The 11,833-nt window shown below is 62.5% G+C and carries 10 protein-coding genes; 3 read left to right on the top strand and 7 right to left on the bottom strand.

The genetic code is table 11. The annotated features are described in order from the left end of the window. Nucleotides 1–61 precede the first annotated feature (61 nt). Nucleotides 62–1,453 (top strand): L-cystine transporter, encoded by a 1,392-nt coding sequence (locus BLU63_RS12050; protein WP_083375531.1) that lies wholly within the window; start codon nucleotides 62–64, stop codon nucleotides 1,451–1,453. A 121-nt stretch (nucleotides 1,454–1,574) separates the two neighbouring features. Here BLU63_RS12050 and BLU63_RS12045 read toward each other — a convergent pair whose 3' ends face one another. Further along, entirely contained in the window at nucleotides 1,575–2,087 is a 513-nt protein-coding gene (locus tag BLU63_RS12045) for a dihydrofolate reductase (RefSeq protein WP_083375530.1), read from the bottom strand. 85 nt (nucleotides 2,088–2,172) lie between these two features. Between BLU63_RS12045 and BLU63_RS12040 the strand changes: the two genes are divergently transcribed. Together BLU63_RS12040 and BLU63_RS12035 are read left to right on the top strand one after the other, a co-directional pair. After that, on the top strand, nucleotides 2,173–3,552 hold the full coding sequence (locus BLU63_RS12040) for a DUF2868 domain-containing protein (protein WP_083375529.1): 1,380 nt from the start codon (nucleotides 2,173–2,175) through the stop codon (nucleotides 3,550–3,552). Beyond that, nucleotides 3,545–4,921, top strand: coding sequence for a GTPase/DUF3482 domain-containing protein (locus BLU63_RS12035; RefSeq protein WP_083375528.1), 1,377 nt, complete (start codon nucleotides 3,545–3,547; stop codon nucleotides 4,919–4,921). The genes BLU63_RS12040 and BLU63_RS12035 overlap by 8 nt, the downstream gene beginning before the upstream one ends. 119 nt (nucleotides 4,922–5,040) lie before the next feature. Here BLU63_RS12035 and BLU63_RS12030 read toward each other — a convergent pair whose 3' ends face one another. The 6 genes from BLU63_RS12030 to BLU63_RS12005 all read right to left on the bottom strand — a co-directional run bounded on the left by BLU63_RS12030 (nucleotide 5,041) and on the right by BLU63_RS12005 (nucleotide 11,826). After that, nucleotides 5,041–5,598: a phosphonate degradation HD-domain oxygenase gene (locus tag BLU63_RS12030; protein ID WP_010466760.1), complete on the bottom strand. Its 558-nt coding sequence runs from the start codon at nucleotides 5,596–5,598 to the stop codon at nucleotides 5,041–5,043. Further along, a complete protein-coding gene (locus BLU63_RS12025; protein ID WP_010466758.1) occupies nucleotides 5,598–6,731 on the bottom strand; it encodes a TIGR03364 family FAD-dependent oxidoreductase in 1,134 nt (377 codons plus the stop codon). The genes BLU63_RS12030 and BLU63_RS12025 overlap by 1 nt, the downstream gene beginning before the upstream one ends. 134 nt (nucleotides 6,732–6,865) lie before the next feature. Beyond that, nucleotides 6,866–7,891 carry a putative 2-aminoethylphosphonate ABC transporter substrate-binding protein gene (locus BLU63_RS12020; protein ID WP_010466757.1) on the bottom strand — a complete coding sequence of 342 codons (1,026 nt, stop codon included), beginning with the start codon at nucleotides 7,889–7,891 and terminating at the stop codon, nucleotides 6,866–6,868. A 47-nt stretch (nucleotides 7,892–7,938) separates the two neighbouring features. Next, a complete protein-coding gene (locus tag BLU63_RS12015) occupies nucleotides 7,939–9,663 on the bottom strand; it encodes a putative 2-aminoethylphosphonate ABC transporter permease subunit (protein WP_083375527.1) in 1,725 nt (574 codons plus the stop codon). Then, a complete protein-coding gene (locus BLU63_RS12010) occupies nucleotides 9,663–10,739 on the bottom strand; it encodes a putative 2-aminoethylphosphonate ABC transporter ATP-binding protein (RefSeq protein WP_083375526.1) in 1,077 nt (358 codons plus the stop codon). Before BLU63_RS12010 ends, BLU63_RS12015 begins: the two co-directional genes overlap by 1 nt. Nucleotides 10,740–10,962: 223 nt before the next feature. Next, nucleotides 10,963–11,826 (bottom strand): LysR family transcriptional regulator, encoded by an 864-nt coding sequence (locus tag BLU63_RS12005; protein ID WP_010466752.1) that lies wholly within the window; start codon nucleotides 11,824–11,826, stop codon nucleotides 10,963–10,965. Nucleotides 11,827–11,833: the final 7 nt, after the last annotated feature.

Raw genomic sequence — 11,833 nt, 5'->3', positions numbered from 1 at the left:
AGGCTTGCCGGTTCGCAGCTGCCCCGGAAGGTGGCTGGCACAAGTCACTTTCGGAGTTCTCATGAATCTGCCGCTGATCCTCAATCTGCTGGTGTTCCTCGCGTTACTGTTTGGCCTCGCGCAAACCCGCCACACGACCTGGAGCCTGGCGAAAAAAGTCCTGCTCGCGTTGGTATTGGGCGTGGTGTTCGGTGTCGCGTTGCACACGATTTACGGTGCCGGCAACCCGGTGCTGAAAGCCTCGATCGGCTGGTTCGATCTGGTGGGCAACGGGTACGTGCAGTTGCTGCAAATGATCGTCATCCCGCTGGTGTTCGCCTCGATCCTCAGCGCCGTAGCCCGTCTGCACAACGCCTCGTCGCTGGGCAAGATCAGCTTCCTGACCATCGGCACGCTGCTGTTCACCACGGCCATTGCGGCGCTGATCGGTATCGGCTTGACCAACCTGTTCGGCCTGACCGCCGAAGGCCTGATCGCCGGCACCCAGGAAATGGCTCGCCTGCAAACCATCCAGACCGACTATGCCGGCAAGGTTGCCGACCTGAATGTGCCGCAGCTGCTGCTGTCGTTCATTCCGCAAAACCCGTTCGCCGACCTCGCTCGCGCCAAGCCGACGTCGATCATCAGCGTGGTGATCTTCGCCGCGTTCCTCGGTGTCGCGGCGCTGCAACTGCTCAAGGATGACGTCGAGAAAGGTCAGAAAGTGATCAACGCCATCGACACCCTGCAAGCCTGGGTGATGCGTCTGGTGCGTCTGGTGATGAAGCTGACCCCCTACGGCGTATTGGCGCTGATGACCAAAGTGGTCGCCGGTTCCAACCTGCAAGACATCATCAAGCTCGGCAGTTTCGTGGTGGTTTCCTACATCGGCCTGGGCCTGATGTTTGTGGTCCATGGCCTGTTGGTGTCGGCGGCCGGGATCAACCCGCTGCGGTTCTTCCGCAAGATCTGGCCGGTGCTGACGTTCGCGTTCACTAGCCGCTCCAGCGCCGCGACGATTCCACTGAGCATAGAAGCGCAGACCAGCCGCCTGGGCATCCCGCAATCCATCGCCAGTTTCGCCGCGTCGTTCGGCGCGACCATTGGCCAGAATGGCTGTGCCGGTCTGTACCCGGCGATGTTGGCGGTGATGGTGGCGCCGACTGTCGGCATCAACCCGCTGGACCCGCAGTGGATCGCAACACTGGTGGCGATTGTGACCTTGAGTTCAGCCGGTGTGGCGGGCGTGGGCGGCGGTGCGACGTTTGCCGCGCTGATCGTGCTGCCGGCGATGGGTTTGCCGGTGTCATTGGTGGCGTTGCTGATTTCGGTTGAGCCGCTGATCGATATGGGCCGCACGGCGTTGAACGTGAGTGGTTCGATCACGGCCGGGGCGATTACCAGCCAGATCATGCAGCAGACGGATAAAGCACTGCTGGATGCCGATGAGCATGCGGAGTTGGCGCACGCTTAAGTTTTTTAGCGTCTGAGCTGGCCTCTTCGCGGGCAAGCCTCGCTCCTACCAGAATTTGTGTCGTACGCAATTTTCGCGATCGACACAAACCCTGTAGGAGCGAGGCTTGCCCGCGAAGCTTTTAGACTTTCTCCCAAACTTCAAAGTCGTACGCTGGTTTGTCGCCTTCAGCCGGATTCTGGGTGTTGGACACCAATGTCCACTGCCCCAAATCAAACTCCGGAAACCACGCATCCCCTTCCGGGCTCAACGCCACTCGGGTCAGATACAACCGATCCGCCTGCGCCATCCCCTGCGCATACAATTGCGCGCCGCCAATCAGCATCACCTCATTGACGCCCTGCTCGTTCGCCCATTCCTGCGCGCGAGCCACGGCCGCCTCCAGCGATGGATAAACCTCCGCGCCTTCCAACACCAGATCCGCCTGACGGCTGACCACAATGTTCAATCGGCCCGGCAGCGGCCGGCCGAGGGAATCCCAGGTCTTGCGACCCATGATGATCGGTTTGCCGAGGGTGGTGGCCTTGAAGTATTTGAAGTCCCCCGGCAAGTGCCAGGGCATGCTGTTGTCGACGCCGATCACACGGTTTTCACCGAGGGCTGCGATCAGGCTGAGGGGGAGTGATTTAGTCATGCCGGCGAGGATACCAGAGCCTCCCGTACCCCGATAAGCGCCACAGCGGTTATGCTCACAGCTCATTTGAGCGACGGGATGCCGCGTGACTGAACTGACTCCACTGCAAAACCTCTGGCTGACCGAGACGGTGCGCCTGCGTGAAGAACACGCCGGCCCCCTGGAGGATCTGGAAGCCAACCGGCTGGCCCGCAGCGCCGGCGGCGACTTGCCGACGCGAATTCAGCGCCGTGCCGTGTGGCTGGCCGAGCGCGACGGTTTGTCCGACGCCCTCAAGCATTGGCTGCAAGGCGCGCGACTGGCGCTGATCGTCATGGCGGTGCTGGCCATCGTCAGCGGTGCTGGCCTGGCGTTTGCCGCACTGGGTGATGGCCAGACCCCGGTAAATGTGTTCTGGGCCCTGGGCAGTCTGCTTGGGCTCAATCTGATTCTGCTGCTGAGCTGGGCGTTGGGCCTGGTGTTTGCCGGTGAGCACGGTGCCAGCCTTGGACGTTTATGGCTGTGGCTCAGCGAAAAACTCGCTCGTGATGCCAAAGCCGCGCAACTGGCACCCGCCCTGCTGCTGTTATTGCAGCGACGCAAACTCAATCGCTGGGCGATCGGCGTGCTGGTCAACGGCTTGTGGTTGCTGGCGTTGCTCAGTGCGCTGGTTATCGTGCTGATGCTGATGGCGACCCGGCGCTACGGCTTTGTCTGGGAAACCACCATTCTGCGCGGCGACACCTTCGTCGCCATGACCCAGGCTCTCGGCACCCTGCCGGCCTTGCTCGGTTTCAGCGTGCCCAGCGTGGAGATGATCCGCGCCAGCGGCGATGCCGCGCTGAACATCGAAAGCGCTCGTCAGGCCTGGGCCGCTTGGCTGGTGGGCGTGTTGCTGGTCTACGGGGTGTTGCCGCGTTTGTTGCTGATGCTGTTCTGCCGCTGGCGCTGGACCTCCGGCCAAGCCGCTTTGCGCCTGGATTTGAACCTGGCCGGTTACGCCCAATTGCGCGAACGGCTGATGCCCACCAGCGAACGCCTCGGCATCAGTGATGCCGCGCCTGCGCAACTGCATCGTGTCGAAAGCGGCGTCAGTGAGCAGCAAAGCGACGGCGCGTTGCTGGTGGCCATCGAGCTGGACGATCAACGCCCGTGGCCGCCGCAACTGCCGAAAACCGTGAACAACGCCGGCATCCTCGACAGTCGCGAATCGCGCAACAAACTGCTCGAACAGTTGAGTCGTTTCCCTCCGGCACGCCTGGCGATTGCCTGCGATCCGCGACGTTCGCCCGACCGTGGCAGCCTGGCCCTGATCGCCGAACTGGCGCGCAATGCCGCTGCCACCCGTGTCTGGCTGCTGCAAGCGCCGCCCGGCGAAGCACTGGATGCCGAACGTCTCGGCGACTGGCACGTGGCGCTGCAACAGCTGGACCTGCCGTTCGCCGATTGCGCGCCCGTGAACTGGCTGGAGACCGGCCATGACTAATGCCTGGAAAGCGCCCTTGAAGCTGGCCGTGGTGGGCCACACCAATGTCGGCAAAACCTCGTTGCTGCGCACGCTCACCCGGGACGTCGGTTTCGGTGACGTGTCCCATCGCCCCAGCACCACCCGCCATGTCGAAGGCGCGCGGTTGTCGGTGGACGGCGAGCCGTTGCTCGATCTCTACGACACGCCCGGCCTTGAAGACGCCATCGCCCTGCTCGACTACCTCGAGCGCCTGGAACGTCCCGGCGAACGCCTCGACGGCCCGGCACGGTTGGCCCGATTCCTCGACGGCAGCGAAGCCCGGCAGCGCTTTGAACAGGAAGCCAAAGTACTGCGCCAATTGCTCGCCTCGGACGCCGGCCTCTATGTGATCGACGCCCGGGAGCCGGTCCTGGCCAAGTACCGCGACGAACTGGAAGTGTTGGCCAGTTGCGGCAAACCGCTGCTGCCGGTGCTGAATTTCGTCAGCAGCGCCAACCATCGCGAGCCGGATTGGCGTGAAGCCCTGGCGCGCTTGGGCCTGCATGCCCTGGTGCGTTTCGACAGCGTTGCACCGCCCGAAGATGGCGAACGTCGACTCTATGAAAGCCTCGCCTTGCTGCTGGAAAACTCCCGCGAACAATTGGAGCGCCTGATCGCCGATCAACAGGCTCAACGCCTGGCTCGCCAACAGAGTGCGGCGCGATTGATTGCCGAGTTGCTGATCGATTGCGCCGCGTGCAGGCGCAGCGTGGTCAGCGACGCGGAGCAGGAACAACAGGCGATCAGCGAACTGCGCAAAGCCGTTCGCCAACGGGAACAGCGCTGCGTTGAAGGCTTGCTCAAACTCTATGCCTTCCGCCCACAGGACGCGGCGGCCAGTGAACTGCCGCTGCTCGATGGCCGCTGGGGCGATGATTTGTTCAACCCGGAAACCCTCAAGCAATTGGGCGTGCGGGTCGGCGGTGGCATCGCGGCCGGCGCGGCGGCCGGTGCCGGGGTTGATTTACTGGTGGGCGGCCTGACCCTCGGCGCGGCGGCACTGGCCGGCGCCATTGCCGGCGGCGCCCTGCAAACCGCCCGCAGTTATGGCAGCCGGTTAATGGGCAAGATCAGGGGTCAACGAGAATTGACGGTCGACGACAGCGTGTTGAGGCTGTTGGCCTTGCGTCAGCGCCAATTGCTGCATGCGCTGAATGCCCGTGGGCATGCGGCGATGGACAGCATCCAGGTGGCCACGCCACAGGACAAGACCTGGCGCGAAGGCAAACTGCCCGAAGCCCTGAACAAGGCCCGGGCGCATCCGCAGTGGTCGTCGCTGAATCCGCAGGCGAAGTTGAGTCAGGCGGAACGGCAAGAGCAGGTTGAGGTGTTGGCGCAGCAGTTGTAAACCTTGGTTATTGGGGTGTCCGGGCTGGCCCCTTCGCGAGCAGGCTCGCTCCCACATTGGAATGCGTTCCCCTGTGGGAGCGAGCCTGCTCGCGATGGCAGCGACCCGGTTTCGAGCTATTACGCAGCCAACAGCCGCAACGCCTTATCCTTCAACACCCCCAGATCCATCACCGGCACGCCCATGTCCTTGGCCTGTTCATCCCACTGGCGCATCCGCAAACTGGCCTTGCATAACGGATCCTTCTCGAAGGCTTCAGCCTCTTCCGCGGTCATCACCCCACCCTGGTATTCCAGGGTCCGGCGACTGGCTTCGCTCAATCGCTCGTAGTACCCGGGCTCTTTAAGCGTCAGATAACGCTTGGCCTGAACGTGGTATTCCACCAGCCGCGCCAGGCGCTCGCTGAAACCGGCCCGACGCAAGTAATCGGCGCCCAGACGTTCGTGGCTGACCACACCAAAACCACCCATGTTCTCGGCGCTCCCGCCACAGATATGCCCGATGTCATGGAAGAACGCGGCCAGCACCACTTCGTCATCAAAGCCCTCGGCCATGGCCAGTTCGGCGGCCTGGGACATGTGTTCGATCTGCGACACCGGCTCGCCGATGTAATCGCTGTCGCCAAAGCGTTCGTACAGCCCAAACACCTCGGCGATCACTTGCTCATTGCTGTCCATCAATGCTCTCCCAATAAGGTGGCGACGTTACGTTCGGCCAGCGCCGGGCCGACGCTCATGCCGACACCGGTGTGCATCAGCGCCACGCTCACACCCGGCATCGGGAGCAGGAACGAGAACGGCCCCGGCCCCCGTGAACCATAGACGCCCTGCCAGCGCTCGACCACCTGCACCTTGCACCCCAGGGTTTGTTCAGCGAGTCCGATCATCCAGTCATCGACCTGCTCGGCATTGAACGGCGATGGATCGCGGCCGTAATGGTGGGAGTCGCCGATGATCAACTCACCGTAAGGCGTCGGGCTGATCAGCAGGTGGATGCCGTTTTCATGCAAGTGTGGCTCCTCGCGCAGAATCTGCGCCTGCACCGCTGCCGCTTCCGGCAGATCGGCGAAGGCGCCGTAATGCACGCAACTTAAACCGGTGAGCAATGCGTGTTGCAGGTTGAGGTTGATCTGCGGCCGGGCGCGGAGCATTTGCAGGCGGCAGATTTGCGGGTTGAGCGCGGCGATCGGCTCGGCCAGCAAGGTCTGATAATCGTGCCCGGAGCAGACGATGATCTGATCGGCGCTGAACGTGCCGGCCGTGCTGCGCAGGCGACCCGGCTCGATATCGCGCACCAGGGTAGAGAAGTGAAACGCGACGCCGAGCTCGCGGCGCAAGTAGTCGATCAACGTCGGAATCGCTTCACGGGAATACAGTTGCTGATCGTCCAGGCCGTGCAACGCCGCGCGGTGATGGCGGAACTGACCGCCGTAGAGATCGCGCAAGGCAGCACCGCGCAGCAGGTCGACGCGGTAACCGTATTCCACGGCGCGGCCGGTGCAGAAGGCTTCGAGCAGGTGTTCTTCGGCTTCGCTGCGAGCGAACAAATACGAGCCGTTGCGCTTGAGTTGCAACCCGGCCAGTTGTGCCCATTGGCCCCAGATCTCGCGGCTGGCCCTGGCCAGTTCGAGCATCGGGCCCGGGGGTTGGCCGGTGACGAGGGCCTGGCCGAAGTTGCGGACCGAGGCGCCCAAGGGGGTTTCGCTGCGTTCGAAAACCGTGACCTTCAGACCGCGTCTGGCGGCGGCGTAGGCGTGGGACAGGCCGAGAATGCCGGCGCCGACGATCAGCATGTCGTTGTGGTGTGTCATCAAGTGATGTCCTGAATTTTAAGCCGCCTTCGCGGGCAAGCCTCGCTCCTGCAGGGTTGCGCGTTATCACAAACGACACCAACCCTGTAGGAGCGAGGCTTGCCCGCGAAGAGGCTCTTCAGCCGATAGAGATCTTACTTGGCAGCCACTTTCTCGGACTTGCCGTCATACCGCTTGCGCCACTCGCTCAGGATTTCGTCGCGATTCTTCGACGCCCAGGCAAAGTCGTTCTTGATCAAACGCTGCTCATAATCCGCCGGCAATTCGGTCTGCGGCTTGGCAATCCCCGGTTGCGCGAGCACCGCGAAGTTCTCTTTATAAAGCTCCATCGCCGCCGGGCTGGCCGAGAAGTCAGCCAGTTTCTTCGCCGCCTCTTCGTGTGGTGTGCCCTTGATCACAGCGGTCGCTTCGATCTCCCAGCCCAGGCCTTCCTTCGGCAGGATGATGTCCAGCGGTGCGCCCTGACGCTTCAGCTGAACCGCCGGGTATTCAAAGGAAATGCCGATCGGGAATTCACCCGAAGCCGCCAGCTTACAAGGCTTGGAACCGGAGTGAACGTACTGGCCGATGTTCTGGTGCAGGTCGTCCATGTACTGCCAGCCCTGCTTCTCGCCGAAGGTTTGCAGCCAGGCGCTGACGTCGAGGAAACCGGTGCCGGACGAGGCCGGGTTGGGCATCACGATCTTGCCTTTGTACTCAGGCTTGGTCAGGTCCTGCCAGCTCACCGGTTTGGTCAAACCCTGCTTTTCGGCTTCGACGGTGTTGAAGCAAATGGTCGCCGCCCAGACGTCCATCCCGACCCACGCGGGTGGATTGGCGGCATCGCGGTAGTTGCCGCCGATCTTGCCCAGGTCCTTCGGCGCGTAGCTTTGCAGCATGCCTTGCTGATCGAGGATCGCCAGGCTCGACGCCGCCAGGCCCCAGACCGCATCAGCCTGTGGGCGGGCTTTTTCGGCCAGCAGTTTGGCAGTGATAATCCCGGTGGAATCGCGTACCCACTTGATCTCGACGTCCGGGTTAGCCTTTTCGAAGGCTTCTTTGTAAGTCTTCAGTTGCTCGGCTTCGAGGGCGGTGTACACCGTCAACTCGGTTGGCGCCGCGAAGGCGTTCAGGCTGAAAGCGGTGAGGACAGCAGCGGCCAGGGCCATAGGCTTGAACATGATCTTTTCCTGTTTGAGTTGAGGGTTGGTCTTTTATGGGGACAGATTTATTTACCAGGAGCGGTCTGCCGCCAGGCCTGGGAACGGCGCAGCAAGCCGCGCGAGGCCCAGGCCAGCAGCATCGACACGCCTGCCGAAGTGAACAGAATCAGGGTCGACATCGCCGCCGCGCCGCCGACGTTGCCGGCGTCGTCCATGTTCAGCACCGCCACCGCCGCGAGGATGGTGTCGGGGCTGTAGAGGAAGATCGCGGCTGAAACGGTGGTCATGGCCGAGACGAACAGGTAGCGCACGATGTCCAGCAGCGCCGGCAGGCAGATCGGCACAGTGACTCGCAGGTAGTGCCGATACAGCGGCGCCTTGAGCGACAACGCGGCGGCCTCGAACTCGGCGTCGAGTTGACGTAGCGCCGTGGTCGCGGTCATTTGTGCGGTGGTCAAATAGTGAGCAATAGTGCAGACCACCAGCAGCGTCATGGTCCCGTAGAGCACATGCAGCGGGTTGCCGCTGAGGTTGAAGAAGAAAACGTAACCCAGGCCCAGCACCAGACCCGGCACCGCCATCGGCACGAAACTGAGCATGCGCAAGGCCAGGTTCAGTCCGCGCTGGCCTTTGGTTTTCTCCATCAGGTAGGCGCCGGTGAAGATCAGCACGCTGCCGATCAACGCCGTGCTCAAAGCCATTTTTACGCTGTTGCCGTAGGCCAGCCAGCCGCCGCCCGCGGTGTCGCTGAACTGGTAATGGTTGAGCGACAGCGACAGGTTGTACGGCCAGAATTTCACCAGCGAGGAGAACACCGCCATGCCGAACACCAGCAGCAACACCGCGCAGATCAGCAGCACGATGGCCAGATAACAACCGTCCCGCCGCTTCGACGGCGCGGGTTTGAAGACTTGGGCGCGGCCGCTCATGGCGTCGCCGTGACGTCGACGCAACCAGGCATCGACTGCAAAACTGAAGAGTGCCGGCAGCAGCAGGACCATGCCGATCAACGCGCCGCGACCGAATTGCTGCTGGCCGACCACGGCCTTATAGGCTTCCAGCGCCAGCACTTGATAGTCGCCACCGACCACTACGGGCACGCCGAAGTCAGTGATGGTCAAGGTGAACACCAGGCAGAACGCCGCGAACACGGCCTGACGGGTCGCTGGCCAGGTGATGCTGCGAAAGGCTTTGGCCGGACTGGCGCCCATGCTGGAGGCGGCATCGAAGAGTCGCGCATCCGCCAGGGAAAGCGCCGACAGAAGAATCATCAATGCGTGTGGGAAGGTGTAAATGACCTCGCCCAGAACAATGCCCCAGAAACCGTAGATATTGTCCGAGAGCAAGCCGCGCAACATGCCCTGATTGCCGAACAGATAAACCAGCGCAATCCCCGGCAGCATCGACGGCGCCATCAGCGGCAACAACGAAATTGCGCGCCAGATGCCTTTGCCGGGAATCAACGTGCGTTGCAATGCGTAGGCAAACAGGTAGGCCAGCGGTACGACAATCGCCGCCACGCTGAGGGAAACTTTCAGGCTATTGCCGAGCAACCAGTGGAAGTTCGCACTGGTCACCAATTCACGCGCGGCCACCAGGCCTCCGCCCTGCCCGGCCTCGGAACTGAAACCGCGCCAGAAGATCGCCAACAACGGCATCAACACCGCGAGGCCGAGCAACACCAATAAAAGGAGTTTGCCGCCGACCACGAACACCCGGTCGCCGATCTCGGCACGGGAGGTCTGCCGAACCTGCTTGTGCGGTATCGGCAGCGCGATGTTCGCGCTCATCAGGCAAACACCTGCAGGCTGCGCGGGGGCAAGGCGACCATGATCTGCTGCGCACCGAGGCGCGGCATGGCTTCCGGTGCCAGTTCGGCCAGCAATGCGTGGCCGGGCAGTTGATCGAGTTCGAAGCTCATGCGGCAGCGGTTACCGAGAAAGGTGATCTCGCGAACCTTGGCCGGGAACAGGTTTTCTTCATGCACCAGCGGGTTGACGTTGATCGCTTCCGGTCGGCAAAACAGACGGCCCGACGTGGTTTTAGCGCTGCCATCCGCCAGGCGCATGCTCATCCCGCCGACCTGGGCATGGCTGTCGCTGCTGCGGCTGAATGGCAGCCAGTTGCCCTGGCCGACAAACTCCGCCACAAACGGCGTGGCCGGGCGGTCGTAGATGTCCTGCGGCGTGGCGTACTGCTCGACCTTGCCGTTGTTCATCACGGCGATGCGGTCGGCCATCAGCATGGCCTCGTCCTGATTGTGCGTGACCATCAGGGTGGTGACGCCGAGGTTGCGCTGCAGTTGGCGCAGTTCGGTGCACAAATGCTCGCGAACCCGGGCGTCGAGGGCCGACATCGGTTCGTCCAGCAGCAACAACGATGGCGCCGGCGCCAATGCCCGAGCCAGCGCGACACGTTGCTGTTGGCCGCCGGACAACTGGCCGGGGTACTTTTTCTCGCTGCCGGTCAGGCCGACCAGTTCCAGCATCTGACCGACACGTTTGCGCACTTCATCACGACCACTGCCGGCGAGGCCGTAGGCAATGTTCGCTTCGACGGTGAGGTTGGGAAACAGCGCGTAGGACTGAAAAAGAATGCCGTAATCCCGGGCCTGGGGTGCCAGGTGGGAAACGTCGCGATCGCCGAGGTACAACTCGCCGCTGTCCTGTTTCTCCAGGCCGGCGATGCAACGCAGCAACGTGGTTTTGCCACAGCCGGACGGGCCCAGCAGGCACACCAGTTCACCGGCCGCCACGTCGAGGGAAACATTGTCCAGCGCGGTGAAGGCGCCAAAGCGTTTCTGCACACCGCGCACTTTCATCGGGGCGCCGGGGTTGGTCAGGGCAGTTGCGATCGAGTGGTTCATGGACAGGCCTCATCAAGCAGATGAAGCCCATCCTAGGTTTGTAATGCGTCCGTCATGTGGCAGTGAGGCAAAAACGGCTGATAGTGGTATTCAAGAATTTGGGTTGGATACGTTGGTGCACTGACGGACGCCTTCGCGGGCAAGCCTCGCTCCTACAGGGGAATGCGACCACCTGTAGGAGCGAGGCTTGCCCGCGAAGGGGCCCTCACATTCAACACAAATCTCACGCGGGGGCCATTTCCTGCGCCAAACCCAGGAACGCCGCCGGCAACCGCGCGCCTTTGCGCTCCTTGAGGCAGTACAGATACTCCGGAATCTGCGGCGCATTCTCAATCGTCAGCACGCGCAATTGCGGGTCATGCGGCACTTCCTGTCGGGCAATGATGCTGATGCCGATGTTGCGCAGCACCGCCTCGCGAATCGATTCACGGCTGCCAATTTCCAGCAACGGCCCGAAACTCACCCCGGCGCTGGCGAGCAATTCTTCGGTCAGGCGTCGAGTGGTCGAGCCTGATTCGCGCATCAACAAGGTATGCCCGGCCAACGCGCTGAGCGGCACATGATCGTGCGCCGCCAGCGGATGGTTGCGATGCACCGCCAACACCAGCGGATCGCTGCCGAGTACCCGCCGAATCAGCCGCGCGTCATCGAGCAATTGTGACGACGCCGCGACATCCACCCGGTAATCCTCCAGCGCTTCCAGCACCTGCTGGGAGTTGCCGATTTCCACTGACACTTCCACTTGCGGCAAGCGCTCGCGGAAAGTCTTCACCAGGTCGAGGATGTAATACGGCGCGGTAGCAGCAATGCGCAATGTGCCCTGGACCTGGCCGCTGTTGCGCAGGAAAAACTCGATGTCGGCTTCCTGCTGCAACAGCGCCTTGACCATCGGCAACAGCCGCGCGCCTTCATCGCTGACGCTGAGGCGGCGGCCGCCACGGTAGAACAGCTCAACCGAATACTGGCTTTCCAGATGGCGGATCTGCGTGGTCACCGTGGGTTGGCTCAGGCCGAGCTTTTTCGCCGCCAGGGTAATGCTGCCCAGGCGGGCAACCATGTAAAACGCCTTCAGCTCGGCACTCAGCACACCCGTC

The sequence above is a fragment of the Pseudomonas mandelii genome (assembly GCF_900106065.1).
Classification (GTDB): domain Bacteria; phylum Pseudomonadota; class Gammaproteobacteria; order Pseudomonadales; family Pseudomonadaceae; genus Aquipseudomonas; species Aquipseudomonas mandelii.
Note: the sequence above shows the minus strand (reverse complement) of the source record. Positions and strands in the feature narration are given on the sequence as shown.